The organism is Streptantibioticus ferralitis, from assembly GCF_029223525.1.
GTDB classification, from domain to species: Bacteria; Actinomycetota; Actinomycetes; order Streptomycetales; family Streptomycetaceae; genus Streptantibioticus_A; species Streptantibioticus_A ferralitis.
The window spans coordinates 1-26,984 of sequence record NZ_JARHTQ010000026.1; the positions used below are offsets into that span (position 1 = coordinate 1).

The 26,984-nt window shown below is 70.5% G+C and carries 25 protein-coding genes and 1 rRNA gene; 20 read left to right on the forward strand and 6 right to left on the reverse strand.

From position 1 onward, the window contains the following. The 9 genes from rrf to P2L57_RS29890 form a co-directional block, all read left to right on the forward strand. Positions 1–69 (forward strand): 5S ribosomal RNA (gene rrf / locus P2L57_RS41185); the annotation flags it as partial. An 82-nt stretch (positions 70–151) separates the two neighbouring features. Then, positions 152–796, forward strand: coding sequence for an HAD family hydrolase (locus P2L57_RS29855; RefSeq protein ID WP_275819724.1), 645 nt, complete (start codon positions 152–154; stop codon positions 794–796). A 55-nt stretch (positions 797–851) separates the two neighbouring features. Next, positions 852–2,066: an MFS transporter gene (locus tag P2L57_RS29860; RefSeq protein ID WP_275819726.1), complete on the forward strand. Its 1,215-nt coding sequence runs from the start codon at positions 852–854 to the stop codon at positions 2,064–2,066. Beyond that, complete coding sequence (locus tag P2L57_RS29865) at positions 2,035–3,207, forward strand: acetoin utilization protein AcuC (RefSeq protein ID WP_275819728.1); 1,173 nt, start codon at positions 2,035–2,037, stop codon at positions 3,205–3,207. Before P2L57_RS29860 ends, P2L57_RS29865 begins: the two co-directional genes overlap by 32 nt. Positions 3,208–3,311: 104 nt before the next feature. Next, positions 3,312–4,127, forward strand: coding sequence for a phosphatase (locus tag P2L57_RS29870; RefSeq protein ID WP_275819730.1), 816 nt, complete (start codon positions 3,312–3,314; stop codon positions 4,125–4,127). A 129-nt stretch (positions 4,128–4,256) separates the two neighbouring features. Further along, positions 4,257–4,469, forward strand: a complete 213-nt coding sequence (locus tag P2L57_RS29875; protein ID WP_275819732.1) for a helix-turn-helix domain-containing protein — start codon at positions 4,257–4,259, stop codon at positions 4,467–4,469. Between the two features lie 133 nt (positions 4,470–4,602). Further along, entirely contained in the window at positions 4,603–4,701 is a 99-nt protein-coding gene (locus P2L57_RS29880; RefSeq protein WP_003948845.1) for a 30S ribosomal protein bS22, read from the forward strand. 284 nt (positions 4,702–4,985) lie between these two features. Beyond that, a complete protein-coding gene (locus P2L57_RS29885; RefSeq protein ID WP_275819734.1) occupies positions 4,986–6,050 on the forward strand; it encodes an NAD-dependent epimerase/dehydratase family protein in 1,065 nt (354 codons plus the stop codon). Between the two features lie 83 nt (positions 6,051–6,133). Further along, entirely contained in the window at positions 6,134–7,381 is a 1,248-nt protein-coding gene (locus tag P2L57_RS29890; RefSeq protein ID WP_275819736.1) for a lysophospholipid acyltransferase family protein, read from the forward strand. Between the two features lie 128 nt (positions 7,382–7,509). Here the strand turns inward: P2L57_RS29890 and P2L57_RS29895 are convergent, their stop codons facing one another. From P2L57_RS29895 to P2L57_RS29905, 3 genes are all read right to left on the reverse strand, one after another. After that, a complete protein-coding gene (locus tag P2L57_RS29895; RefSeq protein WP_275819738.1) occupies positions 7,510–8,715 on the reverse strand; it encodes a DUF5667 domain-containing protein in 1,206 nt (401 codons plus the stop codon). A gap of 207 nt (positions 8,716–8,922) precedes the next feature. Then, on the reverse strand, positions 8,923–9,762 hold the full coding sequence (locus P2L57_RS29900) for an ECF subfamily RNA polymerase sigma factor, BldN family (RefSeq protein ID WP_275819740.1): 840 nt from the start codon (positions 9,760–9,762) through the stop codon (positions 8,923–8,925). Positions 9,763–10,172: 410 nt separating this feature from the next. Beyond that, positions 10,173–11,114 (reverse strand): HAD family hydrolase, encoded by a 942-nt coding sequence (locus tag P2L57_RS29905; RefSeq protein ID WP_275819742.1) that lies wholly within the window; start codon positions 11,112–11,114, stop codon positions 10,173–10,175. Between the two features lie 100 nt (positions 11,115–11,214). Between P2L57_RS29905 and P2L57_RS29910 the strand changes: the two genes are divergently transcribed. The 10 genes from P2L57_RS29910 to P2L57_RS29955 all read left to right on the forward strand — a co-directional run bounded on the left by P2L57_RS29910 (position 11,215) and on the right by P2L57_RS29955 (position 23,493). Further along, complete coding sequence (locus P2L57_RS29910) at positions 11,215–11,496, forward strand: glutaredoxin family protein (protein ID WP_275819744.1); 282 nt, start codon at positions 11,215–11,217, stop codon at positions 11,494–11,496. A 519-nt stretch (positions 11,497–12,015) separates the two neighbouring features. Next, positions 12,016–12,660 carry a 3'-5' exonuclease gene (locus tag P2L57_RS29915; RefSeq protein ID WP_275819746.1) on the forward strand — a complete coding sequence of 215 codons (645 nt, stop codon included), beginning with the start codon at positions 12,016–12,018 and terminating at the stop codon, positions 12,658–12,660. Positions 12,661–12,791: 131 nt separating this feature from the next. Beyond that, positions 12,792–13,577 carry a redox-sensing transcriptional repressor Rex gene (locus P2L57_RS29920; RefSeq protein WP_275819748.1) on the forward strand — a complete coding sequence of 262 codons (786 nt, stop codon included), beginning with the start codon at positions 12,792–12,794 and terminating at the stop codon, positions 13,575–13,577. Next, positions 13,574–14,893: a glutamyl-tRNA reductase gene (locus P2L57_RS29925; protein ID WP_275819750.1), complete on the forward strand. Its 1,320-nt coding sequence runs from the start codon at positions 13,574–13,576 to the stop codon at positions 14,891–14,893. The genes P2L57_RS29920 and P2L57_RS29925 overlap by 4 nt, the downstream gene beginning before the upstream one ends. Beyond that, entirely contained in the window at positions 14,890–15,852 is a 963-nt protein-coding gene (gene hemC / locus P2L57_RS29930; RefSeq protein ID WP_275819752.1) for a hydroxymethylbilane synthase, read from the forward strand. Before P2L57_RS29925 ends, hemC begins: the two co-directional genes overlap by 4 nt. After that, a complete protein-coding gene (locus P2L57_RS29935) occupies positions 15,849–17,468 on the forward strand; it encodes a bifunctional uroporphyrinogen-III C-methyltransferase/uroporphyrinogen-III synthase (RefSeq protein WP_275819754.1) in 1,620 nt (539 codons plus the stop codon). The genes hemC and P2L57_RS29935 overlap by 4 nt, the downstream gene beginning before the upstream one ends. Next, a complete protein-coding gene (gene hemB, locus P2L57_RS29940; protein ID WP_275819756.1) occupies positions 17,465–18,505 on the forward strand; it encodes a porphobilinogen synthase in 1,041 nt (346 codons plus the stop codon). The genes P2L57_RS29935 and hemB overlap by 4 nt, the downstream gene beginning before the upstream one ends. Positions 18,506–18,808: 303 nt before the next feature. Further along, complete coding sequence (locus tag P2L57_RS29945; protein ID WP_275819758.1) at positions 18,809–20,362, forward strand: NsdA family TPR-like regulatory protein; 1,554 nt, start codon at positions 18,809–18,811, stop codon at positions 20,360–20,362. Positions 20,363–20,471: 109 nt separating this feature from the next. Continuing rightward, positions 20,472–20,825, forward strand: coding sequence for an ArsR/SmtB family transcription factor (locus tag P2L57_RS29950; protein WP_275819892.1), 354 nt, complete (start codon positions 20,472–20,474; stop codon positions 20,823–20,825). Further along, positions 20,809–23,493 (forward strand): HAD-IC family P-type ATPase, encoded by a 2,685-nt coding sequence (locus P2L57_RS29955; RefSeq protein ID WP_372515985.1) that lies wholly within the window; start codon positions 20,809–20,811, stop codon positions 23,491–23,493. The genes P2L57_RS29950 and P2L57_RS29955 overlap by 17 nt, the downstream gene beginning before the upstream one ends. A gap of 111 nt (positions 23,494–23,604) precedes the next feature. Here P2L57_RS29955 and P2L57_RS29960 read toward each other — a convergent pair whose 3' ends face one another. Next, positions 23,605–25,164 carry an LCP family protein gene (locus P2L57_RS29960; protein ID WP_275819760.1) on the reverse strand — a complete coding sequence of 520 codons (1,560 nt, stop codon included), beginning with the start codon at positions 25,162–25,164 and terminating at the stop codon, positions 23,605–23,607. Positions 25,165–25,601: 437 nt separating this feature from the next. On the opposite strand from P2L57_RS29960, the gene P2L57_RS29965 reads away from it, so the two are divergent. After that, positions 25,602–25,856, forward strand: a complete 255-nt coding sequence (locus P2L57_RS29965; RefSeq protein WP_275819762.1) for a hypothetical protein — start codon at positions 25,602–25,604, stop codon at positions 25,854–25,856. 26 nt (positions 25,857–25,882) lie between these two features. On the opposite strand, the gene P2L57_RS29970 is transcribed toward P2L57_RS29965, so the two are convergent. Beyond that, positions 25,883–26,152, reverse strand: coding sequence for a DUF397 domain-containing protein (locus P2L57_RS29970; protein WP_275819763.1), 270 nt, complete (start codon positions 26,150–26,152; stop codon positions 25,883–25,885). Further along, entirely contained in the window at positions 26,149–26,976 is an 828-nt protein-coding gene (locus P2L57_RS29975; RefSeq protein WP_275819765.1) for a helix-turn-helix domain-containing protein, read from the reverse strand. The genes P2L57_RS29970 and P2L57_RS29975 overlap by 4 nt, the downstream gene beginning before the upstream one ends. Between the last annotated feature and the right edge of the window lie 8 nt (positions 26,977–26,984).

The window sequence follows — 26,984 nt, forward strand, 5'->3', positions numbered from 1 at the left end:
GAAGCTAAGCCTTTCAGCGCCGATGGTACTGCAGGGGGGACCCTGTGGGAGAGTAGGACACCGCCGAACAAATTGTGAACAGCCGTTCTCCCGGGCCCTGTTGAGGGCCCCGGGAGAACGGCTTTTTGCGTTGCGCGGCTACAGTGGTCAGATGCGATACGAACTGGTCATCTTCGATAACGACGGTGTCCTGGTGGACAGCGAGCCGATATCCAATCAGATCCTCGCTGGCTACCTCACCGAGCTCGGGCACCCGACCTCCTACGAGGAGTCGATCCGCGACTACATGGGTTCCGCCATGCACCGTGTCCACGAGCTCGTCATGGAGCGGTCAGACCAGAAGCTGCCCGCTGACTTCAACGAGACCTTTCACAGCAGGGTTTTCGATGCCTTTCGGCGGACCCTGCAGCCGGTGGCCGGGATCGGTTCCGTACTGGATGACATTGTGTCGCGCTCCATCCCGTACTGCCTCGCCTCGTCAGGAAGCCATGAACGCATCCGGGTCGCCCTGCGGACGACCGGGCTCTACTCGTACTTTGACGAGGAGCGGATCTTCAGCTCGCAGGACGTCGGCCGTGGCAAGCCCGAGCCGGATCTCTTCCTGTACGCGGCGAAGTCGATGGGTGTTCGCCCCGAGCGTTGCGCCGTGATCGAGGACAGTCCGGCGGGTGTCCAGGCCGCGGTGGCGGCCGGGATGGACGTGTACGGGTTTACGGCGATGACGCCGCCCGCCGAACTCGCTGGTGCCACCGCCCTGTTCGCCGACATGTCGGAGCTTTCGCGGCTGCTGGGCTGAGTGCCGCTGCCCAAGGGATACCAATCAGTAGTTCCGGGCCGTACGCTCCACCCCCATGGACGCACGTTTGCGGCACGGCCGGGCCTCGCTCGCCGTCAGCTTCTTCGTGCAGGGGGTGGTCTTCGCACTTCTGGTGACCAGGATCCCTGCTTTGCAGGATCGTTACGGCATCTCGGATGCCCTGTTGCCGGTCTTCCTCGCTGCGGTGCCGGTGCTGGCCGGGGTCGGAAGCGTGTGCACCGAGCAGGTGGTCAAACGCGTACGGCCGACGCTGGTGCTGCGCTGTGTGCAACCGTTGGTCTGCCTGGCGCTGGTCGGTGCGGGCTCGGGTAGCGCGCTGTGGCAGTGCGCGGTCGCCCTGGCGCTGTTCGGGATCACGGTCGGTGGGCTGGACGCGTCCATGAACATGCTCGGGGTCAGCCTCCAGCATGCGTATGGGCGGAGCATCATGCTCGGCTTCCATGCCGCGTACAGCCTGGGCGGGATCGCCGGGGCGTCGCTCGCCTGGGTGGGGGCGCACTGGCATTTGTCCCTTGCCGTGCTGTACGGGCCGACGGTTGTCGTATTGATCCCGGTCGCCGTCGTCGCCGGGCGGTGGTTCGTCGACCAGGAGGCGGTCAGCGGTGCGGAGGCCGCCGGCGGGGGTGCGGGCGGCTCGGTCGGGTTCCGGTCCCTGCTGCCGTTCTGTCTGGTGATGGCGTTCGCGTATATAGGGGACTCGACGGTCTCCAACTGGAGTGCCAAGTATCTGCAGGACACCCTGCACGGCTCCGAGCAGCTGGCCACCCTTCCTTACAACGTATATATGGTGACGACCCTGCTCGGTAGGGCCGTTGGTGACCTGGGGGTGCGTAGGTTCGGGGCGGTCGCGGTCGTGCGGTTCGGGTCGGTGGTCGCGGCGAGTGGGTTCGTGGTGGTGGCCACTGCGCCCGGGGCCTGGGTCGGGATGGTGGGCTTCACGGTTCTCGGCCTGGGGCTCTGTGTGATCGTGCCGCAGACCTTCGCGGCTGCCGGACGGCATGCCTATGACGAGCGCGGTGCGAATGTTTCCGATGCGGCCATCGCGCGCCTCAATGTCTTCAACTACGTGGGTTTCCTTGTCGGTTCACCCTTGGTGGGGGCGATCGGGGACGCGTGGAACTACCGCGCGGCGATGCTGGTGCCGATGGCGCTGGTTCTGGCGACACTGCTGTATGCCCGTTCGTTCGGGGCCAAACCCGACCGATACGGTGTTGGCCATGAGCGGCCGCGGGCAGTTGATGTGGGATGACGCAGTAACCGGCTATGACTTCGGTCCTGGACATCCGATGGACCCGGTGCGGCTCTCGCTGACCAGATCGCTGGTCGAGGCCTTCGGGCTGACCAAGCGCATGCCGGTGGTCGCGGCCCCCGCGGCCGGTGAGTCGACGCTGCGGTTGGTGCACCGGCCGGACTACATCGAGGCGGTCCGCCGTGCCTCGGCCGACCCGGCAAGCGCGAACGGCGACTTCGGGCTCGGCACTCCGGACGATCCCGCCTTCGCCGGGATGCACGAGGTGTCCGCGCTGATCGCGGGCCAGTCGGTGGGCGCGGCGGAGGCCGTCTGGCACGGCGGTGTCGATCACGCGGTGAACTTCGCGGGCGGCCTGCACCACGCGATGCCCGGCTCGGCCTCGGGGTTCTGCATCTACAACGACGCGGCACTGGCCGTGGCCCGGTTGCTGGAGTTGGGCGCGGAGCGGATCGCTTACGTGGATGTGGACGTGCACCACGGGGACGGGGTGCAGACGGCGTTCTGGGACGACCCCAGGGTGTTGACGATCTCGCTCCACGAGCATCCGCGCACCCTCTTCCCGCAGACCGGCTTTCCCGAGGAGACCGGCGGTGAAGGCGCCGAGGGCAGCGCGGTCAATGTCGCGCTGCCGGCCGGGACGGGGGACGAGGGATGGCTGCGGGCGTTCCACGCGGTGGTGCCGGATCTGATCGCGGCGTTCCGGCCGCAGGTGCTGGTCACCCAGCATGGCGCCGACACGCACTTCGAGGATCCGCTGGCGCACTTGGCGGTGAGCCTGGACGCGCAGCGGGCGGTGGCCGAGGCCTGTCACGAGCTGGCGCACGAGCACGCCGACGGGCGGTGGGTGGCCCTGGGCGGCGGAGGCTATGCGGTGGTCGACGTCGTACCGCGGTCGTGGACGCACCTGGTCGCGCTGGTGGCGGGTGCACCTATCCCGCCGGAGACGCAGACGCCCGAGGACTGGCGGCACGAGGTCTATCGCCGGACCCGGCAGGGCGGGCCGATGCGGATGACGGACGGGCGCCGGCCGAGCTGGCGCGGGTTCGACGACATGGGGTACGACCCGGCCGATCGGCTGGACCAGGCGGTGCTGGCGACCCGGCGGGCGGTGTTCCCGCTGCACGGGCTGCTGCCGTAGGAGCCTTCCCAGGCGGGGGGATCCGTACCCCCAAGACCCCCCGTACGAGGGGGATTTGGGGTATGTCGCAGTGGTGAGCGGCGCCGCGGGCCACCATCGACAGCGTGTTGAGTGCCGACGAGCTGCGCGCGCATCTGGTGGCCGCTGGACTGGCCGGTACGGTGGCGACGCCGCGGGAGAAGAGCCTGCGCAGCTACCTGATGTTCGCGCAGCGCGATCCGCGGTTTCTCATCGGGCTTGACCCGGAGGGGCGTTGGACGCCGGACGCACTGCTGCGGCTGATGGCGGACCGGTGCGGGGTGTCGCCGGATCCTGGCCGCACGTCAGGTTGGGACATGATCGATCCGGACCGTACGCTTGAGGGGCTGGACGCCTTCGCGGGGCGGCTCGCGGCAGCGGCCAGGGCGCGGGTGCCGGTGTTGCTGGGGACCGGTCATCCGCGTCAACTCCTCGACTTCTACGCCGTGTTGGCGTCAGCGCTTTCGGCGGTGGGGTGCCCTGTGCTCACTCCCGCGTATGGTCGATGTATCGACATCTCGACCCAGTTTGGACTACGTACCCACACCCTCGACTACGTACACGGGGTCGCGGTGGTGCGTCCGGTGGATGGGGATCACAGCGGGGGCGCGTCGGCCGCGCACTGCCACTCCCCGCTGCCGGTTCGGGCCGCGTTGGCGGCCGCGGCGGCGGGGGGCGGTCCGCTGCCGGCGCTCGTGGTCGGGGACCACGGATGGGTCTGCGGGGCAGGTCAGCTGGGTATCGAGGCAATAGGTCTGGCGGATGTGAATGATCCGGCGCTGTTCGTCGGGGAGCGCGAAGGGCGGGTGTCGGTGGTGGTTCCGGTTGATGACGCTGCGCGGTCTGACTACTACTGGCCGCTTACTCGCTATGTACTCAATCGAGCCTGTCTGTCACAGTAGGCAACCGAACGGTACTCCTCTTCCCCACTTGCCTCACCCGCACCTAATCTGGTGGTGAGTGCACGTGCGTGCAGGAGTCGTCGGAGGGGAAGCCGGCGGCCGTCATGTGCGGAAGGTCCAGGTGTTGTCATGGCGTCTGACATGAAGCAGCCTTTGAACGAGGTCGTGTTCTTGACCGTGGCCGAAGTGGCGACGGTGATGCGCGTCTCCAAGATGACCGTGTACCGACTGGTGCACAGCGGTCATCTGCCAGCGATCCGGGTGGGTAGGTCGTTCCGGGTCCCAGAACAGGCCGTCCACGACTACCTCAGGGAGTCCTACGTAGGGGTGGAGTCGGCCTAGCCGACGCCACGGATCAACTTCGGAGCAACCCGGATTACGCCCGCCGCATTTTGGCGGGTAGTCTTGGCCGACGTAGGTCGTGTGGGCTCGGACGCCCCGCACCGAGTGATTCCAATCATGAGCGAGGGTAGTCGTGGGCTCTGTCATCAAGAAGCGCCGCAAGCGCATGGCCAAGAAGAAGCACCGCAAGCTGCTCAAGCGCACGCGAGTGCAGCGCCGTAACAAGAAGTAGGCGGGCCTCGCGTTCGCTCTCCTGCCCTTCGGCCGCCGCCTGTGGCGGTGGCCGAAGGGCAGTGGCATATCCGGCGGCGGTGGCATATCCGGGTGGTACCTGTGCGGGTTTCCGGCGGGGCGCCCGGAGGATCGTGGACGGCCTTCACGTGATCGCCGAGGATGGCCGGAGTTCGACACCGACTGGTGTGGGGGCCGTCACTTCCCGCATTCCGTGGACATCACAGCGCAATATCGAACCGATACGGTGGCCAGAACAGCCGGGTGAGAAGGAAGGCTTCGATCTTGGGCAAGGTCGTGCTCGTCACGGGAGTGGCTCGTCGGCTCGGCGGTCGGTTCGTCCGGCGCGTTCAGCGTGAACCGGGGATCGACCGGGTGATCGGTGTGGACGCGGTGCCACCCGAACATCCACTGGGCGACGCGGACTTCGTACGGGCCGATATCCGCCACCCGATGATCGCCAAGGTTCTCGCCGAGCACGATGTGGACACCGTGGTCCATATGGACGTCAACGGCACGCCGCTCGGCCGTTCCCGTGGTCGAGGCAGTCGTTCGGCGGTCAAGGAGACCAATGTCATCGGCACGATGCAGCTGCTCGGCGCGTGCCAGAAGGCGCCTTCGGTACGACGGCTGGTCGTGAAGTCGACGACGAATGTCTACGGCTCCGCGCCGCGGGATCCCGCCGTTTTCACCGAGACGATGCCGCCCAAGTCATTGCCCAGCGGCGGCTTCGCGAAGGACGCGGTCGAGGTCGAGGGATATGTGCGGGGCTTTGCCCGGCGCCGTCCCGACGTGGCGGTCGCGGTGCTGCGGTTCGCCAATATCCTCGGGCCGAGCGCGGACTCGCCGCTCGCCGAGTATTTCTCGCTTCCGGTGCTGCCGACGGTTTTCGGCTACGACCCGCGGTTGCAGTTCGTACACGAGGACGATGTCATCGGGGTGCTGCTGGTCGCCTCCCAGGAGGCCGGTCGCGGCACGCTCAACTCCGGCACGTTCAACATCGCGGGTGATGGTGTGCTGCTGCTGTCGCAGACCGCCCGGCGACTGGGCAAGCCCACCGTGCCGGTACTGCTGCCGACCGTGACCTGGGTCGGTTCGGCGCTGCGCAGCCTGGGTGTCAGCGATTTCTCGCCCGAGCAGATCCGGCTGCTGACGCACGGTCGGGTGGTGGACACCACGCAGATGCGCGAGACGCTGGGATTCACGCCGAAATTCACCACCGCGGGCACCTTTCACGATTTCGCGGTCGGCCGCGGTCCCGGTCTGCTGCCACCGGAGCGGCTGGCCCAGGCGGTCGACCTGGTCGCCGCGGTGCTCCCCTCGGGTGCTTCGGACGGCATCCTGCGGTGAGCTCCACGAACGATGCGAGTCCTGGCAACGGGCCCAACGCCAACAGCCCTGAACCCCACGAGCCCACGAGGAGGATCGGACCCATGGCGGACGCCAAGGTCATCCCGTTCGACGAGGACACGCGTGCGCGTCGGGGGGCGCGGGCTGGTGATGCGGCGGGCGCGCGCAGCGGCTCCGGCGAGGGCGGTGGAGGGCGACGCGCGGGCAGGAGTTCCGGTGCGCGGCGGAAGGCCAAGCCCGCGGGCCAGCCGGGCCTGGCGGCGGTCACGCCGGAGGAGGACACGGTCCGGCGCGGCGGGGCCCGACAGGGGAAGCAGCCGGTGGGTGTCGAGGCGGCCGGGCCGGACGAGCGCGGGCAGGAAGACGTTTCGGTACCCGATGAGACGGATACCGACGCGCAGGCGGCGGGAGGCGACACCGCCCGCGGGCTGCCCGCGCCGCTCGGTGCGCTGACGGACGCGCTCGGCGGTGCCGCCGACCGGCTGCTGGGCGGTCGCTGGGACCGCAGGGTCGCCGGTGGTCTGGCGTTCCTACGGCGCAGGATCACCGGGGACTACGAGGTCGATGAGTTCGGGTACGACGAGGAACTCACCGACCAGGTGCTGATGTCGTTGCTGCGGCCGTTGTTCGACACGTACTTCCGTATCGAGGTCAAGGGCGTGGAGAACATCCCGTCGCAGGGCGGGGCGCTGGTGGTCGCCAACCACTCCGGCACATTGCCGCTGGACGCGTTGATGGCCCAGGTTGCGGTGCACGACCACCATCCGGCCGGGCGCCATCTGCGGCTGCTGGCCGCGGATCTGGTCTTCGTGCTGCCGGTGGTGAACGAGTTGGCGCGCAAGGCCGGACATACGCTGGCCTGCACCGAGGACGCTCAGCTGCTGTTGGAGCGGGGCGAGGTCGTCGGGGTGATGCCGGAGGGCTTCAAGGGGCTTGGGAAGCCGTTCTCCGACCGGTACAAGCTGCAGCGGTTCGGCCGCGGTGGCTTTGTGTCGACGGCGCTGCGGACCGGGGTGCCGATCGTGCCGTGCTCGATCGTCGGCGCCGAGGAGATCTATCCGATGGTCGGGAACGCGAAGATGCTCGCGCGGCTGCTGGGCTTCCCGTACTTCCCGCTGACGCCGACGTTCCCGTGGCTGGGGCCGCTGGGGATGGTGCCGCTGCCGACCAAGTGGACGATTCAGTTCGGGGAGCCGATCGCCACGGACGGGTTCGCGCCGGAGGCGGCCGATGACCCGATGCTGGTCTTCAACTTGACGGATCAGGTGCGGGAAACCATTCAGCACACCCTGTACAAGTTGCTGGTGCAGCGGCGTTCGGTGTTCTTCTGAGGCATGGCGTCCTTCTGAGACACGGTACTTCTGAGACACGGTGCCAACGGCTGGGGGGCCTTCGCTCCCAGACCCCCCGAGGGCCTGGGAGCGAAAGCCCCCCAGTTTCCTGCTACTTCGGCTTCGCGCTATTTCGGGCCGTGTTCCGCGTCGCCGTTGAGGCCCAGGCCGGGGAGCAGCCCGGGCAGCAGCGGGGGCACGCTGACGTCCGGCTGCGGCTTGTCCGCGGTGCCGCCGTTGACGGTCGAGGACGGCTGGCCGCCGCTCGCGGAGGGCGGGTTGAGCAGCCCGGTGCCGCCGAGCAGACCCTGACCGGGGCTAGCGGGCGCCGACGGAGTGGTGTTGCCCTTGGCACCGTCGTCGCCCTGTGGGACAGAGCCGGATGACGGCGTCGATTCCTGCCGGATGGAGTCGTGACGGGTGCCCCCGGCGGGCTTGCCGGTCTGCCGGTCCCTGGCGCCGCTGCCACCGGAAGCGGGCGGCAACAGGTGCTGCAGCGGCGCGACTTCCTGGTCTATGGCGTCGAAGACCGAACTGACCTGGGTACCGACCTGGTGGAGTTGTGGCGGGAGCTTGCCGCGTAGCTGGCTCCAGGTCGTCCGGTGCGCCTGGGAGAACGCGTTGAGTGCCTCGATGGGGGCGAGCGAACCGTCCCGCTGGTAGGCGCCGCTGAGCAGGTCGTGGCCCTGGGAGGCCTCGTTGTGCATACCGGCAAGTGCGTTGCCGACCTCACGCACCGAGTCGGCGTCGAGCGGGCCGGAACGGCCACGCTCCAGCAGGCGGCGGGCTTCCTGCATACGGGTCGAGGCCATGTCGAGCAGCACCTTGCCGCGTGCCGCGTCATCGCCGGTCATCCCGAGCCGCAGGTCTTCCATACCGCGTTTGAGCCCGTACAGCGTGTCGCCGGGCAGGGCGTCGGTGCTCGCGGCGGCGATTCCGCTGAAGGCGCCCGCCGCGACCCCCACGGTCAGCCCGCCCGCGGCGAGCCGCCGGGACCAGCGTGACCGGGGCCGTAGCCTGCGCAGGTCGACCGGGCCGGCGGGCGCGCGCTGCTCGGGCACCCGGCCCGAGGTATCCAGTGAGCCGTCGGCCAGGGCGGCCTCCATGGCCGCGATGAGCTGAGCCCGCTGGACCATCTTGACCTCTGGGTCCAGCTCCGGTCTTGGTACGTCGGCGAGCGCGTCCGCCATGGCAAGCAGTCGACCCTGGTGCGGATCGGCGTGCCGATCCGCGGCATGGGCCGCGCGTTCCGGGGTGGCTTCACGGGTGTCCGCCGACTCCAGGGCCTGGGCGAAGGCGTTCGCCCGCCGGTGCGCCGTTGCTTGTCCGATCACGGGCGGCACCTCCTCTCGTCATCACCTTCGACTCCCCGAAGTGGCCGAAGGGTTGCGCAGCTTGAGCACATCCACCCGATCGAGTGATCGGGGAACGGTCGTGCGCGACCGTGGGGGGTCTGCATCCCTTGCAACGAGCGCCGCGCCAGCCGGGTTACGCGGCGCGGTCCGAGCGCCCGGGGCGATGCCGCTCCCGGGGAATCGCGGTCATCGTGCGTCGTCCGGCAGCAGCCGGGCGAGCGTCCGTACCGCGCGGTACTGCAGGGTTTTGATCGCGCCTTCGTTCTTGCCCATGATGCGGGCGGTCTCGGCGACCGAAAGGCCCTGCAGGAAGCGGAGCGTCACGCACTCCTGCTGCTGCGGGTTGAGCTTGCGCACCGCCTGCAGCAGGGCCTCGTTGGAGAGCGATTCGAGGACGGAGTCCTCGGGGCTGCGCTCCACCTCGTTGGCGTCCAGCATCTCGCCGGTGGTCACTTCCAGTCGGAAACGGCTCGACTTGAAGTGGTCGGCGACCAGATTGCGTGCGATGGTGACCAGCCAGGCGCCGAAGTCGCGGCCCTGCCAGGTGAAGGTGCCGATCCGGCGCAGCGCCCGCAGAAAGGTCTCGCTGGTGAGGTCCTCGGCGGTGGCCTTACCGCCGACCCGGTAGTAGATGTACCGGTAGACGGTGTCCGAGTAGTGGTCGTACAGCCGCCCGAAGGCCTCGGTCTCACCGGCCTGGGCCCGCTCCACCAGCTCCATCATGCGCAGGCTGTCGCTGTCGGCCGGGGGGCGCCGGGACGACGTGCCGGTGCCCGCGGTGCGGGTGCCGCTGCGCTGGGCGGGGTTGCCGGTGTGGCGGGGGGTCCGTCTGCCGGCCAACGGGCTGCCCGTGCCGGAGGCTACGGGGGTTCCGCCGACCGCCGTGGCGTAGACGGGTGTGTGCGTGGGTACGGGGACGGCGTACGCGGGGACGGCGTACGCGGGGAGGACCAGGCGCAGGCGGTGGGCCACCTGTGCGCGCAGCGCGGCCAGGCCTGAGGCGTCAACCCCGACGAGTGGGTACACGGGACTCCCAGAGGCAGAACTTCCATCACGTGCAGTACGGGACCGTTCACCCGTCGTAGGGACGCGTGGGTACCGGTGTGCGTCTGAGGAGAATAACGCTTCGTGCAGACGACGCTACACCGAGTTGCTGAATTCGTCGGTTCCGCCCACTCTGTAACTAATTGACGATCGATCAATTATTGAATCTGGTATGGAAGTTGACCGATTTCTTTCGTCGTTTGCCCGGTTGGAGGGCGTGTTGTGGCGCGGAGTCAGTTGTGCGACTGGGTTGTGCGACTGGGTTGTGCGACTGGGGGGAGCCGGAAGGGGGTAGGAAGGGGGGAATGCCTACCCGTAGTTGGTTTACGGCCGCTGCTGACACAGAAGGCGACGGTCCGTGACGACCGTCGCCGGGAAACCGGGTACGGAGTTCAGCGACGGCGGCGGTGCAGGGCCACCGCGGCCGCCGCGCCGCCCGCCACCGCGCCGATGCCGGCCGCCGCGGGCAGCCCGATCCTGGCCGCCTTGCGGCCGGTGCGGTAGTCGCGCAGTCGCCACTCGTGCTTGCGGGCGTGCTTGCGCAGCGCGCTGTCCGGGTTGATCGCGTACGGGTGGCCGACCAGCGACAGCATCGGGATGTCGTTGGACGAGTCGCTGTACGCGGCGCAGCGCTGGAGGTCCAGGCCGCGCGCGGTGGCCAGTGCCTTGACGGCCTCGGCCTTCGCCGGGCCGTGCAGGGGTTCGCCGACCAGGCGGCCGGTGTAGACGCCGTTCACCGACTCGGCGACCGTGCCCAGGGCGCCGGTCAGTCCGAGCCTGCGGGCGATGATCGTGGCCGTCTCGACCGGCGCGGCGGTCACCAGCCAGACACGCTGGCCCGCGTCGAGGTGGGCCTGCGCCAGGGCGCGGGTGCCCGGCCAGATCTTCCCGGCCATGTACTCGTCGTAGATCTCCTCGCCGATGGCCATGAGTTCTTCGACACGATGGCCCTTGACGATGGACAGCGCGCTGTTGCGCGCGTCCTCCATGTGCGCGGGGTCCTCGGATCCGGCCATCCGGAACCAGGTCTGCTGCCAGGCGAACCGCAGCAGATCGCGCTTGTGGAAGAACTTGCGCTTGTACAGGCCGCGGCCGAAGTGGAACAGCGCCGCGCCCTGCATCACCGTGTTGTCGAGATCGAAGAAGGCCGCGGCCTTCGGGTCACCCACGACCGGGAAGGCGGCTTCCAGCTCGGCCTGTTGTTCCGTCGGTGGCAGTGTTCCGTCCTTCTCGGGGGCCGCGAGCGCGGCCTCGGCGGCGGCCTCGCCCGCCAGTACGCTGCGCGGGGTCGCCGAACGCCTACGCGATGGGAGCCATCCAAGCAGTGCCGCCATACGGCGAGCATAGCCACTGTGTTCGGAGTGAACTGGACCGGCCGGGTCCGGTCTTATGAACTCTTCGAGTCCGGCGCGTAACGGGGGCACAATGTCATGAATGAGCCCGCTTATCGGCCGTAGTGCCAGCAAGAAGCCACCGCATGAGCGCACCGTCACGCTGATCGGCAAGCCCGGCTGCCATCTGTGCGACGAGGCGCGTGCCGTGATCGAGAAGGTCGCCTCGGAGCTGGGTACCGCGGTGGAGGAACGTGACATCACCCAGGACGAGGAGCTGTACCGCAAGTACTGGGAGCAGATTCCTGTCGTCCTTGTCGACGGGGCGCAGCACGATTTCTGGCGGGTGGACGAGCAGCGGTTGCGCAAGGCCCTCGGCGCGTAGTGCCCTCCCGGCGGGTTCGGGGATCTTCGCGGTGCGGCCGGTTCGGCTGCGCCGGGCTGCGCGGGGCTGCGTCGGGCTCCGCCGGGCTGCGCGGGGCTCCGCCGGGGTGGCTTGTGGATGCTTCGGACCGCCGGTCTACGCCGTTGTGGTTGCTCGCCGTCGCGGCGGGATTCTGTTGCCGCCGCAGCGGCGGGGAGCTCTGCGGCGCGGCCGGTTCGGCCGCGCCGGGTTGCGCCGGTCCGTCCGGTGACGGTGGCACCCCACTTCTTCCTTCGCGACGGTGAGTGACCGCGACGATGCGGACCGGCGGTGGCGGATCCGCCGCACTCCGCCCGGGCCGCAAACGCCCCCGGGCGGGCGTGGTCGTCTGCCCGGTCCGTCTGGTTCCGTCGTGGTCGCGTATTCGATTACCATCTAGTGGTTTTTGGCCGTCGGGGGCATACGTAGGAAGGTGGGCGCGTGCTCCCGAGGGTTCAGGGGGCGACGGTTACCCCTGGCTCTGGACTCGGGGGGTACGCCGTGGTCGACATCGAGGCGACCGGGTCCAGTTCACGCCGCCACCGGATCGTCGAGCTCGCCGTGGTGCAGCTGGATCGCGGGCTGCGGGTGCAGGGCGAGTTCAGCACCCTTGTGGATCCCGAGGGGCCGGTGGGCCCCACCCACATCCACGGCATCGAGCCGGGTGATCTGACGAGCGCGCCGCGCTTCGCCGACATCGCGGCGCGGCTGCTGGGACTGCTGCGCGGCCGGGTGCTGGTGGGGCACAACGTCGGCTGCGACCGGGCGTTCCTGGTGGCGGAGTACGCGCGGCTGGGCGTCGAACTGCCGTCGGTGCCCGAGGCGTGCACGATGCGTCTGGCGGAGCGGTACTTTCGGTCACCGCGCGGCCTGTCGTTGCGGGCCTGCGCCGAGGCCGCCGGGCTGCCCGGCTGGTCCGAGCACACGGCGCTGGGTGATGCCCGCACCTGTGGGCGGCTGTTCGCGCGGTACGCCGCCGAGGACGAGGCGGAACTGGCGGAGGCGGCGGCGGTGGAGTGGCCACGGCTGTCGCATATGACAGAGGCGCAGGCCCCGTGGATCGGGCGCCAGGGCCGCTCCAGGGCCTTGGAAGAGAACGTTCCAGGCCGTCGAATGGTTTCGTTTGCCGGGAACGGGGGCGCGTGATGCCCGTCACTTCCCGCGGACAAAGCGGACACCATCTTTGTGCACGCGTTCACAAAGACATAGCCTGGCGTATACGGGGCGGCCCCACGGACGGCGGTCGTCCGCAGCCCAGCTCTACCCGCAGGAGCATCGTGGCAACTGGCCGAACTCACCGACCGGCGACCCGGAGCCGAGGGATTCCCGAGGCCACCGTCGCCAGGCTTCCGCTGTACCTGCGGGCGCTCACCGCTCTGTCCGAGCGGTCCGTCCCCACGGTGTCCTCGGAGGAACTCGCCACCGCGGCGGGTGTGAACTCCGCGAAGCTGCGCAAGGACTTCAGCTACCTCGGCTCGTACGGCACCCGCGGTGTCGGCTACGACGTCGAGTACCTCGTCTACCAGATCTCCCGCGAACTGGGCCTGACCCAGGACTGGCCGGTCGTCATCGTCGGTATCGGTAACCTCGGCGCCGCGCTCGCCAACTACGGCGGCTTCGCCTCCCGGGGCTTCCGGGTGGCCGCGTTGATAGACGCCGATCCCGCGCAGACCGGGAAGATGGTCGCCGGGCTGCCGGTGCGGCACACCGACGAGCTGGAAGACATCGTCGAGCACAACCAGGTGTCGATCGGTGTGATCGCCACCCCCGCCGGGGCCGCCCAGGAAGTCTGCGACCGGCTGGTCGCCGCGGGCGTCACCTCGATCCTCAACTTCGCGCCCACCGTGCTGTCGGTGCCGGACGGAGTCGACGTGCGCAAGGTCGACCTGTCCATAGAACTGCAGATCCTCGCCTTCCACGAGCAGCGCAAGGCCGGTGAGGACCTGGGCGAGGCAGTGGCCGCGGCGCGCGACACCCTGCCGAAGGCGGTGGCCGAGCCCGTCACCGAGCCGGCCAGACGACCAGGACCCGACGGGGACGTACCCGCCGTGATGCCGGCATGAGCCTTCTTGTCGTGGGCCTGAGTCACCGCAGCGCACCGGTCAGCGTGCTGGAGCGGGCGGCGCTGAGCGCGGACGCCAAGGCCAAGCTGCTGCAGGACACGCTCGCCGCGGAACCGGCCGCCGAGGCCGCGGTGCTGGGCACCTGCAACCGCATCGAGCTGTACGCGGACGTGGACAAGTTCCACGCGGGCGTCGCCGAACTGTCCACGCTGCTCGCGCTGCACAGCGGGCTCGGGCTGGACGAACTCACCCCGCACCTGTACGTGCACTACGAGGACCGGGCGGTCCACCACCTGTTCTCGGTCGCCTGCGGCCTGGACTCGATGGTCGTCGGCGAGGGCCAGATCCTCGGCCAGATCAAGGACGCGCTCGGCATCGGGCAGCAACTGCACACCGCGGGCCGCACCCTGAACGACCTGTTCCAGCAGGCGCTGCGGGTCGGCAAGCGGGCGCACAGCGAGACCGGCATCGACAAGGCGGGCCAGTCCCTGGTCACCTTCGGCCTCGGTCAGCTGACGCGTGACATCGGTGAACTGTCGGCGAAGCGGGCGCTGGTGGTCGGCGCCGGTTCGATGTCCTCGCTGGCCGCCGCCACGCTGGCGCGCGAGGGCGTGGCGGAACTGGTCATCGCCAACCGCACGGTGGACCGCGCCGAGCGGCTGGCCGCCTCGCTCGGCGGGCGCGCCGTACCGTTCGCCGATGTCTTCCGTGAGCTGGCCGCCGCCGACGTGGTCGTCTCGTGTACCGGGTCGACCGGTCTGGTACTGGACCGGGACGCGGTCAGTGCGGCGCTGCGGGCGCGCACCGCGAGCGGCCCCCTGGGGCTGCTCGACCTGGCCATGCCGCGCGACATCGACGGCGCGGTGCACGACCTCGACGGTGTCCACCTGGTCGACATCGAGGACCTCGCGGCGGCCGCCGCCGATGCCCCGATGGCCGCCGACGTGGACGCGGTGCGGCGGATCGTCTCCGCTGAGGTGGCCGCGTTCGGCGCGGCGCAGCGTGCCGAGCGGATCACGCCGACCGTGGTGGCGCTGCGCACCATGGCCGCCGACGTGGTCAGTTCCGAACTCGCCCGGCTGGACGGGCGACTCCCAGACCTGGACGACAAGCAGCGCGCGGAGATCACCCAGACCGTGCGCCGGGTCGTCGACAAGCTCCTGCACGCGCCGACCGTGCGGGTCAAGCAGCTCGCGGGCGAACCCGGCGGCGCCGGGTACGCGGACGCGCTGCGGGAACTGTTCGACCTCGACCCGCAGGCGGTCGCCGCCGTCAGCCGGGCCGACTCTGGCGACCCGAATCGAGACCGGGCATGAACGACAAGCACGTACCCCTGAGGCTGGGCACGCGACGCAGCAAGCTCGCGATGGCCCAGTCCGGCCAGGTCGCCGACCGGGTCAGGCAGTTGACCGGCCGCCCCGTCGAGCTGGTCGAGATCACCACCTACGGCGACACCTCGCGAGAGGCGCTGGCGCAGATCGGCGGCACCGGCGTGTTCGTCTCCGCGCTGCGGGACGCACTGCTGGCGGGCGAGGTGGACTTCGCCGTGCACTCGCTGAAGGACCTGCCCACCGCCGACCCCGAGGGCCTGGTGCTCGCCGCGGTCCCGGTCCGCGAGGACCCGCGCGATGTGCTGGTGGCCCGTGACGGGCGCACCTTCGAGCAGCTGCCCGACGGCGCCCGGGTGGGCACCGGCTCGCCGCGCCGGATGTGCCAACTGAACGCCTGGGCACGGGAGTCGGGCCGCCGTATCGAGACCGTAGCGATCCGCGGGAACATCGACACCCGGGTCGGGTACGTCACCTCCGGTGAGCTCGACGCCGTCGTGCTCGCCGCGGCCGGGCTGAACCGTATCGGCCGAATCGACGTCGTCACCCAGTTCCTGGACACCGACGTGGTACTTCCCGCTCCCGGACAGGGAGCGTTGGCCATCGAGTGTTCCGCCGTGAACACCGCGCTGGCCGAGGCGCTCGCCGAGCTCGACGACCCGGTCACCCGGGCCGCCGTGACGGCCGAGCGATCCCTGCTCGCCGCCCTTGAGGCCGGCTGTTCCGCCCCGGTGGGCGCGCTGGCCGATCCGGGCGAGCATGAGCATGTAACCGAGCTGCGCCTGCGCGGTGTCGTCGGCACGACCGACGGCGCCGAGTTGGTGCAGATGTCCGCCACCGGCACCCTGCCCGCATCCCGCGAGGAGGCCATGGCCCTCGGCCGCGGTCTCGCCGCCGAGATGCTGGCCAAGGGCGCGGCCGGTCTGATGGGGGAGCGAGCACTTTGAGCCCCACCGCCACGCACAAGCCTGCCGCAGGGCACGTCACCTTCCTCGGTGCCGGGCCCGGAGACCCCGGGCTGCTGACACTGCGCGCCGTAGAGGCGCTGTCCGAAGCGGATGTCCTTGTCGCAGACCCGCAGGTGCTCGACGTGGTGCGCCAGCACGCGCGGGCCGCTACGGAGGCACCCGAAATCACGGCGATCGACGGCGCGTTGGGCGCCGCCTCGCACGCGTCCAAGCTTGTCATGGCGTCCGCGAGCAACGGCAAGCGGGTGGTACGAGCCGTCGCGGGCGACCCCGGACTCGACGGCGAGGCGGCCGAGGAGATGCTCGCCTGCGCCCAGGCGGGCATCCCGTTCGAGGTGGTGCCCGGTGTCGCCACGGCGGTCGGCGTGCCCGCCTACGCCGGTGTGCCCATCGGCCATGACGTGCGGTTCATCGACGCGGTCACCGCGGACCAGCGGTGCTGGACCGAGGCCGGGGCGAGCGACTCCACGCTGGTGGTCAGCACCACGCTGGAGACCGTCGCGGGCAATGCCGCCGAGCTGATCGCGAGCGGCCGCAAGCCGGACACCACGCTCACCGTGACCGTCGCCGGAACCACCACCCGGCAGCGCACCTGGACCGCCACGCTCGGCACCATCGCCGCCGAGCTGAAGGCCAGCAAGGCGCTGCCGTCGCCGGAGCCGGGCCAGTCGGCGATAGCCGTGGTGGGCGAGCGCACGGCGGGCGAACGCGGCCAGCTGTCGTGGTTCGAGACCAAGCCGCTGTTCGGCTGGCGGGTCCTGGTGCCGCGCACCAAGGAGCAGGCCGCTTCGCTCTCGGAGCAACTGCGTTCCTACGGCGCCGTGCCGCACGAGGTGCCGACGATCGCCGTCGAACCGCCGCGTACCCCGCAGCAGATGGAACGTGCCGTCAAGGGCCTGGTCACCGGACGCTACGAGTGGATCGCCTTCACCTCGGTGAACGCGGTCAAGGCGGTACGGGAGAAGTTCGAGGAGTACGGGCTCGACGCGCGGGCCTTCGCCGGGATCAAGGTGGCCGCGGTCGGCGAGCAGACCGCCAGGTCGCTGATCGAGTTCGGCGTCAAGCCGGACCTCGTGCCGTCGGGCGAGCAGTCGGCCGCCGGACTGCTGGAGGACTGGCCGCCGTACGACCCGGTCTTCGACCCGATCGACCGGGTGTTCCTGCCGCGCGCCGACATCGCCACCGAGACCCTCGTCGCCGGGCTGATCGAGCTGGGCTGGGAGGTCGACGACGTGACCGCGTACCGCACGGTCCGCGCTTCGCCGCCGCCCGCCGAGACCCGTGAGGCCATCAAGGGCGGTGGATTCGACGCGGTGCTGTTCACCTCTTCGAGTACGGTCCGCAACCTCGTCGGCATCGCGGGCAAGCCGCACAACGTCACCGTGATCGCGTGCATCGGCCCGGCCACCGCCAAGACGGCCGAGGAGCACGGGCTGCGGGTTGACGTGATGGCACCGGAGCCCTCGGTGCACGCGCTCGCCGAGGCGCTGGCAGACTTCGGCCGGGCGCGCCGGGCGGCGGCCGTCGAGGCCGGGGACCCGGTCACCCGCCCGAGTGAGCGGCGCCCTGGATCGCGCAGGAGGGCTCGAGGATGACCACTGATGACTCTGCGGCGCGCAGCGCCTCGTTTGAGGGCGGTGGGCGACGGGCGGGAGAGTTCCCGTTGGTCAGGCCGCGTCGGCTGCGTACCACCGCCGCGATGCGGCGGATGGTCGCCGAGACCCGGCTGCATCCGGCCGACCTGATCCTCCCGGCGTTCGTACGGGAGGGCAGCAGCGAGCCGACGCCGATCAACGCGATGCCGGGCGTGGTCCAGCACACCCGTGACACCCTGCGGAAGGCGGCCGCCGAGGCCGTCGCCGCGGGGGTCGGCGGGATCATGCTGTTCGGCCTGCCGCTGGTCAAGGACGCGGTCGGCAGCCAGGGCACCGATCCGGAGGGCATCCTCCAGCGGGCGATCCGCGATGTGAAGGCCGAGGTCGGCGACGACCTGGTGGTCATGTCCGACCTGTGCCTGGACGAGTACACCGACCACGGCCACTGCGGGGTGCTGGACGCCCGGGGCCGGGTCGACAACGACGCGACGCTGGAGCGCTACGCCGAGATGGCGCGGGTGCAGGCGGACGCGGGCGTGGACGTGGTCGGCGCGAGCGGCATGATGGACGGCCAGGTCCGGGTGATCCGTGAGGCGCTGGACGCGGCGGGCCACCAGGAGGTGTCCGTACTGGCCTACACCGCCAAGTACGCCTCGGCGTTCTACGGTCCGTTCCGCGAGGCGGTCAACTCCTCGCTCAAGGGCGACCGCAAGACGTACCAGCAGGATCCGGCCAATGCGCGTGAGGCCATGCGGGAGTTGGCGCTGGACCTCGCCGAGGGCGCGGACATGGTCATGGTGAAGCCCGCCCTGCCGTATCTGGACATTCTGCGCCAGGTCGCGGACGCGGTGGATGTGCCGGTCGCGGCGTACCAGATCTCCGGCGAGTACGCGATGGTCGAGGCGGCCGCGGCCAACGGTTGGATCGACCGGGACGCCGCGATCATGGAGACACTGCTGGGCGTTCGGCGCGCTGGTGCCGGGATGGTGCTCACGTACTGGGCGACTGAGGTCGCCGTGCGGCTGCGCGGCGCCTGACGGATCGTGCTGGGTGCTCCTTGGCGGGCGGGTGCGGGAAGGCTCTGGCTGAGGCCGGATCTTTCCCCACCCGCCCGCCCTTTTTCGCCGCACCGACCGCTGTTCCGCCCGGACGCCCGGCCTTTTTCCGGGCCTGTCGCCCCGATATCTCAACCGGCCGTCCGGCCCGGGGAGGCCTATATCCGGCCACCCCGTTAACAGCTACCGCCAACTCACCCTTACAGTACGGAAGTTGTAAGGACGTTCGACGGGTGAAGCGCGTGACTGACGTCGAGCGGACCCCGGCTGGAGGTGCGCACCCCGATGACGACGACGGCGAAGCCGCCTGCCCTGGCCGCCGAGGCACCATCCGTCGGCCGCCGGTGCGCTCGGTGCGGATGTCTGCTCAGTTCGTACAACACCGATGAACTGTGCGGCGCTTGCACGCGGGCCGCCCTGCCGCCCGCCGACGACACCCCGCGGGTGCCTGTGCGGGTCTGGGCCGACCCTGAGGTCCGTGAGGCGCTCGCCGCGTGGAACTTCGGGCAGGTCAGCCGACTGGTGCGGCAGCGCGGCTCGATCCGGCAGGAGGACGTGGCCCAACTCACCGGCCTCAGCCAGGGATTCCTGTCCATGCTGGAGTCCGGTGCCCGCCGGCTGACCAGCATCGACCGCATCGTGGACTTCCTCGACGGGCTCGCCGTTCCGGCCGATCTCGTCCGGGTGCCGAGGCGGCGCCCGGTCCCGCGCAGTGCGCCCGCCGCGCCGCAGGGCTCCGCCATCTCGCTGCCCGCACAGGTGCGCAGGCAGGAGCCGGACGCGCCGTGGACCGCGGAGCACGCCGTCGCCGCGCTCGCCGAGGCGACGGCTGCGCTCACCGCGGGCGGTACCGGCAGCGGCCCGGCCGCCTCCCGGCTGCCGGACCTGTCGGCGGTGGCCCAGGCCTGGGCAACCGCCACGCCGTACGGGCTGGCCCGTCCGCACCGCACCGGCGCGGACGTCCCCGCGGATCTGCTCGACCAGCTCCAGGCCACCACCGACCTGCTGCGCGGGATGGACGCCGAGCACGGCGGCGGCAGTCTCGCCCAGGCCGGGGCCGCCCATCTCGGCGTGATCGTCGGCCTGTTGCGCGGTGCCCGCTACGACGAGGCGACCGGTCGGCGGCTTGCCGCGATCGCCGCCGACGCGGCCGGTCAGGCGGCCTGGTACCAACTGGACTCCGGGCGCCCGGCCGCCGCCGCGCAGCGCCTGATGCTCGCCGGGCTGCGCACCGCGCACGCCTCCGGTGACGCCCGGGTCGGCGCGACCCTGCTGGTGCATCTGGCGGTCAGCGCCTACCGGACCGACCGCCCGCAGGTGATGGTCGACGCGGTACGCGCCGGTCAGGAGCGCACCCGCACTCTCGACGCGCCCGCGCTGCACGCCGTGCTGCTGGGCTGGGAGGCGCGCGGGCACGCCAAACTGGGCCGCCGCCGGGAGACGCTGCGCGCGCTGGGGCTCGCCGCCGAACTGTGCATCCGCGGCCGTGGCGACGACGAGCCGCACTGGCTGCCCCGGATCGACGAGGGCGACATCCATGCCCAGGCGGGCAGTTGCCATCTCGACCTCGGTGACCACCACCAGGCGGTCACCTCGTTCGACCTGGCCGCCGAGACGCTGCGCCCCGCGCTGGTGCGCACCCGCGGGCTGGTGCTCGCCAGGACCGCCACCGCGCGGCTGCGGCTCGGTGACCCCAAGGGCGCGTACGAGGCCGGTGAGCGGGCGGTGGAACTGGCCGCGCGGATCCGTTCCGCCTTCCTCGACGAGCAGATCCGCGGCCTGGCCGATGCCCTCCCTGGCCTTTCCCGACGTACGTCCGTAAATCGTCCCGGCGCGTAGACTGGGCCGTCGGTTCGCACGTCGGTGGAGGGGAGGGCGACCGGTGGCCAGAGAAGGCGCGGGTTTCCACGATCCGCCGAGCCGTCTGCCCTCGCCGCCCGCACAGGACGTGCCGCACTCCGCCGATCCGCCGGCCGAGGTGCTCCAGGAGGCCGCCGCGGCGTTCGGACTGCTGGCCTCGCCCGCGCGGCTGCACATCGTCTGGGTGCTGGCGCAGGGCGAGTGTGATGTGAGCGGTCTGGCCGAGCGGGTGGGCGGTGCGCTGCCCGCGGTGAGCCAGCATCTGGCCAAGCTGAAGCTGGCCGGCCTCGTACGGTCCCGGCGCGAGGGGCGCCGCCAGGTGTATCTGGTGGACGACCCGGATGTGGTGACCATCGTGTGCCTGATGGTGGGGCAGTTGGCCGACCGCGGGCCGGGGCGTCGCTCCGGGCGCCCGGAGGGCCTTCGTGGCCTCGGCGCGTAGCGCTGTCCCGGCGGGGGCCAGGGAAGCACCGGACGTCACGCTGACCGGGGTGGCGGGGGCCGGTCTCACACCGTTGGAAGTGCTGCGGCGGCTGGACGCCGGGCCGCGCGGCCTGGTCGAGAGCGAGGCACAGCGGCGGCTGGAGCGGTACGGGGAGAACGCCGTGCTGCCGCAGCGGCCGGCCGCCTGGGCGTGGCGGCTGCTGGGCACGCTGCGCGATCCGTTCACCGCCGTGCTGCTCGGACTCGGGGTGATCTCGGCCGTCGCCACCTCGTGGAACACCGCCTGTGTGATAGCGGTGCTCGTCGCGGTGAGCTGTGTGCTGCGGTCGGCGGGGGAGTACCGCGCCGACCGGTCGGTCGCCACCCTGCGGGAACTCATCGCGACCACCGCGACCGTGCAGCGGCGGGCGGCCGAGGAGTCGGCGCCGCTGGTGCGGGAGATCCCGGTGGAGGAACTCGTCCCCGGTGACGTGGTGCGGCTCGGTCCCGGCGACATGGTCCCAGCCGACGTCCGGCTGCTGCGGGCCGACGGACTCGCCGTCCACCAGGCGGCGCTCACCGGCGAGTCGGCGCCGGTGCCCAAGCGGGTGCCGGACACCCCGGCCGACCTGGCGCGGCCGCTGTTCGACCAGCCGCATCTGTGCTTCGCGGGCAGCAGCGTGACCGCCGGGACGGCCACCGCCGTGGTGACCGCCACCGGACCCGGCACCCACTTCGCCGGCGCCCACCGGGGAGTGGCGCGGCGCCGCACCAGCGCGTTCGACCGGTCGGTGAACGGGATCTCCTGGACGCTGATCCGCTTCATGCTGCTGGCCGCGCCGCTGGTGCTGGTGGTCAACGCGGTGGTGCGCGGCCGCGGCCTGGAGACGCTGCCGTTCGCGGTCGCGGTCGCGGTCGGGCTCACGCCCGAGATGCTGCCGGTCATAGTGACCACCGCACTGGCGCGCGGCGCGGCCGACCTCGCGCGGCGGGTCGGCGTCATCGTCAAGCGGCTGCCCGCGCTGCACGACATGGGCGCGATCGACGTGCTGTGTGTGGACAAGACCGGCACCCTCACCCAGGACCAGTTGGCCGTCGACTGCTACCTGGACGCCGACGGCCGCACCGACCCGGCCGTACTGCACTGGGCGGCCGTCAACAGCCTGTGGACGATCCAGCTGGCCGACGTCCCGGCGCCCGACGCCCTGGACGAGGCGATCCTGCTGGCCGCCGAATCGCTGGGCGACACCGCGGCCGACAGCGCTGATTGGGTCGCTTCTCCGCCCGCGCGGCGAGAGCGCACGGTGTCGGCTGTCCGCGACCCGGCGGCCGCGCGTGCGACGCTCACGGATGTGACCGGTATCGACGTGATCCCGTTCGATCCGGCGCGCCGACTGGTCACCGCGGTCGTCGCCTGTCCGGGGCGGCACGGTGTGCACACCCTGGTGGTCAAGGGCGCGGTCGAGGACGTGGTGGACCGGTGCGCGCTCGACGACGAGACCCGCGCCCGGGTGCTGCGGCTGGCCGAGCGGCGGGCCGCGGACGGCCTGCGGCTGCTTGCGGTCGCGACGGCCGACCGCCCGGCGCGGGCCCGCCCGTACACCCCGGCGGATGAGCGCGGTCTGACGCTGCTGGGCCTCGTCGGGCTACGGGACGAGCTGGCGGTCACCGCCGACGACGCCCTGGCGGCGCTGGCCCGGCGCGGCGTCGACGTCAAGGTGCTCACCGGCGACCATCCGGGCACCGCCGCCCGGGTCTGCGCCGAACTGGGCCTGGAGCCGGGCGAGATCGTCACCGGCGAGCAGATCGACCAGCTGGACGATGCCCGGCTGGCCCAACTCGCCGCCGACCGGGTGGTGTTCGCCCGCTGCACGCCAGCGCACAAGGCGCGCATCGTGCGTGCGCTGCGGCGCGGCGGCCACACCGTGGGGTTCCTCGGCGACGGCGTCAACGACGTACCCGCGATGCACGCCGCCGATGTCGCGCTCTGCCCGCGGGACGCCGTCGACATCACCCGCGAGGCCGCCGATGTGGTGCTGGCCGACAAGGATCTGACCGCGATCGACTCCGCGGTGGCCAGCGGCAGGCGCGGCACCGGCAACATCGCCACCTATCTGCGGATCGCCGTCTCCTCCAACGTCGGCAACGTCATCTCCATGATGGTGGCCGGAGTGCTGCTGCCGTTCCTGCCGATGCTGCCGGCCCAGGTGCTGGTGCAGAACCTCTGCTTCGACGTCTCCCAGCTGGCGTTCGCCTACGACCGGCCCGGTGCGGCCGACGGCGGCCGCCCCTCGGTGCTGCGCCCGTACGCCTTCAGCCGCTACATCACCGTCTTCGGGCTGATCAACGCCGCCGCGGACCTGGCGACCTTCGCCATCCTCGGCCTGGTCAGCGGCGGCCAGACCGCCTTCCACTCGGGCTGGTTCACCGAGAACCTCATCACCCAGGCGCTGGTGATGCTGCTGCTGCGTACCGCCCCCGGCCGGGTGCCCGGCGCGCTGCGCTGGTCAACCGGCGCGCTCGCCGCTGTGGGCCTGCTGCTGCCGCTCTCGCCGCTGGGCGCGGCGTTGGGCCTGCACGCCCTGCCTTATCCGTACTACCCGCTGCTCGCGGTGGTGCTGGTGGCGTACGGGGCGGCGCTGGCGGTCGCCCGCCGGTCCCCGTTGGCCGCGGCCAACGGGGCGTGATCACCGGATGTTCGTGGGTGGCGGTCGGCTCGGCACCGGCGGGCTGTGTCGTCGTGGTTGCTCGCCGTGGCGGCGGCAGGAGATGTCCGCCGCCACGGCGACCAACCCGGTTCACCCGTAGGAGAGGTTGGAGCAGGGGTTGTCGTCGGCCGACCGGGCCTGGCTGGCGTCCTGCGACGGCAGTGCGCTCGGGGCCGGGGAGGAACCCGAGGACGAGCCCGCCGAGGAGCCCGAGGCGTTGGCCGCGTAGTCCTGGCCCAGCACCAGGTTGATGCCGGAGGTCGCGGTCTGCTCCAACTGGGCGCCCGGGAACAGCTTGGCGAGGGTCTGGGCGCCCTGCAGATGCGCGGCGCCGTACTCGATGACGGTGGTCGCGTGGTGCTGCGAGGCGGCGGTGGCGGTACCCGTCACGGTGAAGTTGTCGGAGCGCAGCTTCTGCGCTGCCTTGCTCGCCAGACCCGGATCGGTGGTGCCGTTGTAGACGGCGACGACGATGCCGGTACCGGTGACGTCGGAGGCGGCGGTCGCGGAGGCCGAGGCGGCCGGTGCGGGCTTCTTGCCGCCGCTGGCGTCCTGCCCGTCGAGCGTGCGGTCCGCCTTCAACGAGGCCCACAGGCTGTCGACGTCGGGGTGGACCAGCGCGACCCGGTTGCCCGCGTAGCGCCACGGCGCGGTGATGAACTTGATGTTGTGCAGGTCGATGCCCTTGAGCCCCATGGCGAACGACATCAGCTTGCTGGCGGAGCCGAGGCCGGGGTCGACGGTGAGCGACTTGGTCGCCGCGTCCGCCAGTGGCAGCAGCGTCGTCGGGTTGAACCCCTGTCCCTGGATCTTCTTGATCAGGGCGGACAGGAACGCCTGTTGCCGCTTCATCCGGCCTATGTCCGAGTTGTCACCGATGCCGTGCCGGATGCGTACGTAGTCCAGCGCCTTGTCACCCGAGACGGTCTGCAGGCCCTTCGGCAGGACCATGTTGCCCTTGTGGCCCAGATTGGGGTTCATGTCGCCCTGGTAGACGGCGTTGGGCAGGCAGACCGGGACACCGCCCACGGCGGAGGTCATCGCGGCGAAGCCCTTGAAGTCCACGACCATGGTGTGGTCGACGCGCAGGCCGGTGAGCTTCTCCACGGTGTTCTGCGTGCACGCCGGGTTGCCGACGCTTGAATTGCCCTGGGTGAACGCCGTGTTGAACTGGCCGGTGGGCTGGTCGGCGGTCCACTTGCCGTCGGGCATCAGACAGGGCGGGATGTCGACCATCGAGTCCCGCGGTATGGAGACCCCGACCGCGTGCTTGTTGTCGGAGTAGACGTGCAGCAGGATCGTGGTGTCGGAGTGGGCCACGTCCCCCGCGGCGCCGCCGAGGGCGTCATTGCCGTTGGCCCGCGAGTCCGACCCGATCAGCAGCACGTTCTGGCCCGCGGTGTCCGCCGGGCGGTCCTTGCTCAGGCCGTTGGCGTCGAACGTGGTGATGTTGCCGTTGAGCTTCAGGTACAGCGCGCCGATGCCCGCCACCAGCAGGACCGCGACGGCGATGCTGACCATCGCGAACATCCGCTTGGGGTCGCGCTTGCCCTTGCGGGCTCGGGCCGCCGCGCGGCCCTGGCCCTTGGCCGGTATCTGACCGCGCGCAGCGCGCCGTCCTCCGGTGCCTGCCCCACGGCTGCCAGTCATACTCACACCCTCGTCTGCGCCCCGACGAAAAGAAGACGTTTGATCGGGGGTTTTGGTTGTCCTGTTGCGGAACCCACGCAACTGTGCGGGCGAACCCGGACCCTCGAAGCTACCCGACGATGCACCGCGGGCCTGAGAAAGTCCTGAGAGCCCCCGGTGCGCGGTACGCAGAACCATAGGGCACGTGCGGGAGGTGCGGGCGACGAGGTGGTTGTGCCGTGTTTCCGCCGTGTTCGCCTGCCGATCCGCCGAACATAACGGGTCGAGCGGGCAGTCGGACAGGCCACCTGACGCGAATTCGGCGCGGCTCTTTCACGTTTTTCCAAAAGATCTTCACTCGGCCCGGCGGCCGACGCTCAGGTCGCGGACCGGCGGTCACTCGTCTAGCCTCATACCCCGGGGGAACAAACCGGTCGTAATCGGTAAGGAGCTATGTCATGGCTCAGGACCTGCAACTCTTCACCGACCCCGACATGAACGGCAACGAACGCGACCTCAAGGCCCGCCCGGGCGACCAGCAGCTGAAACCGGCCTTCCACGTCGAGAGCGTACGGAACACCAGCGACCTCGCCGCTGAGCTGTATCCGAGCCCCGCCGCCTCCGGCCCGCCCATCGAGGTGATCCAGCCCCACGACGACATACCGGCGACACAGCCCATGGACATCAGGTCGGTACGGTTCGTCGAGCCGTAACCCCTCGACACCAGGAGCCCGCGCCTTCAGGCGCGGGCTCGCCCCTCACCAGGCGCCTGCGCGGCGGCGAAGGCGGCGAAGGCCGCCCAGGCGGCGGGGGTGAAGGTGAGGGTGGGACCCTGCGGGTCCTTGGAGTCGCGGATGTGGACGGCGGTGGGGTGGCTGGCGATCTCGATGCAGTTGCCGCCCTCGCTTCCGCTGTAGCTGGACTTGCGCCAGGCGTAGGCGACTTCGACGCAGTCGCCGCCTTGCTCGCTGCTGTAGCTGGACTTGAACCACTCCAATGCGTCGTTCATTGCTCTCCTAGCAGCCGGTCCAACAGACCCTTGTTTTCCTCGGGGTTGAGGGCTTGCGTCCGCAGCATCGCATACTTCCGGGCGAGGATGCTGACCTCGTCCGGGTCGGAAATGAGCAGGCTTCCGCGCTGGGTTTCGGCGTAGGCGAGCAGGTTGTGGTCTGGGGTCTCCAGCAGGATGAACGGGCCGGACAGCCCAGCGTGTGTCATGCGGCCTAGCGGCATGACCTGAAGGGACAGGCCTGGCAGGTCGGCGCATTCGCGTAGGTGCCGCAGTTGTTCCACGTACACCTCGTCGCCGCCTAGGCGATCCGTTAGTACGGCCTCGGAGATGATGAAGCTGGCGCTGGGCGGGATCTTGCGGCGCAGGATGGCCTGACGCTCGATGCGCGCCGCGACGCGCTGCTCAAGGTCCACCTCGCTCAGGAGCGGAATCTCATTGCGGAAGACCGCGCGGGCGTAACTCTCGGTCTGGAGCAATCCGGGAACGACCTGGTTCTGGTACGAGGAGAGGGCGATCGCTTTCCGCTCGTAGTCGATGAACTCCGCTGCCCACACAGGAAACTTGGCCCGCTCCGGCAGATTCTCCACCGCCACCACCAGCGCGCCCTTGGTCTCCAGTAGTTCGTCCAGCACCTCGGCGTGGTCAAGCTTCAGTGGTCGTCGCCCCTGCTCAATGGAGGCGATGGTCTCCTCGTGGACGCCCAGCCGTTGCGCCAGCTCCCGCTGCGTCAAGCGGGCCGCCCTGCGGAACAGTGCCACCTGGGCGCCGACAAGTCGTTCAGCGGACGCGTTCTTCTTCGGCTTCGGTGATGAGGCGCGCATGCCTGACC

What these genes read in the sequence shown, in the direction of transcription:
- P2L57_RS29855 (WP_275819724.1), top strand. Translation starts at nt 152, where the DNA reads ATGCGATACGAACTGGTCATCTTCGATAACGACGGTGTCCTGGTGGAC.
- hemB (WP_275819756.1), top strand. Translation starts at nt 17,465, where the DNA reads ATGACCACTGATGACTCTGCGGCGCGCAGCGCCTCGTTTGAGGGCGGT.
- P2L57_RS29945 (WP_275819758.1), top strand. Translation starts at nt 18,809, where the DNA reads ATGACGACGACGGCGAAGCCGCCTGCCCTGGCCGCCGAGGCACCATCC.
- hemC (WP_275819752.1), top strand. Translation starts at nt 14,890, where the DNA reads ATGAACGACAAGCACGTACCCCTGAGGCTGGGCACGCGACGCAGCAAG.
- P2L57_RS29960 (WP_275819760.1), bottom strand. Translation starts at nt 25,164, where the DNA reads ATGACTGGCAGCCGTGGGGCAGGCACCGGAGGACGGCGCGCTGCGCGC.
- P2L57_RS29860 (WP_275819726.1), top strand. Translation starts at nt 852, where the DNA reads ATGGACGCACGTTTGCGGCACGGCCGGGCCTCGCTCGCCGTCAGCTTC.
- P2L57_RS29865 (WP_275819728.1), top strand. Translation starts at nt 2,035, where the DNA reads ATGAGCGGCCGCGGGCAGTTGATGTGGGATGACGCAGTAACCGGCTAT.
- P2L57_RS29975 (WP_275819765.1), bottom strand. Translation starts at nt 26,976, where the DNA reads ATGCGCGCCTCATCACCGAAGCCGAAGAAGAACGCGTCCGCTGAACGA.
- P2L57_RS29905 (WP_275819742.1), bottom strand. Translation starts at nt 11,114, where the DNA reads ATGGCGGCACTGCTTGGATGGCTCCCATCGCGTAGGCGTTCGGCGACC.
- P2L57_RS29890 (WP_275819736.1), top strand. Translation starts at nt 6,134, where the DNA reads ATGGCGGACGCCAAGGTCATCCCGTTCGACGAGGACACGCGTGCGCGT.
- P2L57_RS29910 (WP_275819744.1), top strand. Translation starts at nt 11,215, where the DNA reads ATGAGCCCGCTTATCGGCCGTAGTGCCAGCAAGAAGCCACCGCATGAG.
- P2L57_RS29970 (WP_275819763.1), bottom strand. Translation starts at nt 26,152, where the DNA reads ATGAACGACGCATTGGAGTGGTTCAAGTCCAGCTACAGCAGCGAGCAA.
- P2L57_RS29925 (WP_275819750.1), top strand. Translation starts at nt 13,574, where the DNA reads ATGAGCCTTCTTGTCGTGGGCCTGAGTCACCGCAGCGCACCGGTCAGC.
- P2L57_RS29965 (WP_275819762.1), top strand. Translation starts at nt 25,602, where the DNA reads ATGGCTCAGGACCTGCAACTCTTCACCGACCCCGACATGAACGGCAAC.
- P2L57_RS29875 (WP_275819732.1), top strand. Translation starts at nt 4,257, where the DNA reads ATGGCGTCTGACATGAAGCAGCCTTTGAACGAGGTCGTGTTCTTGACC.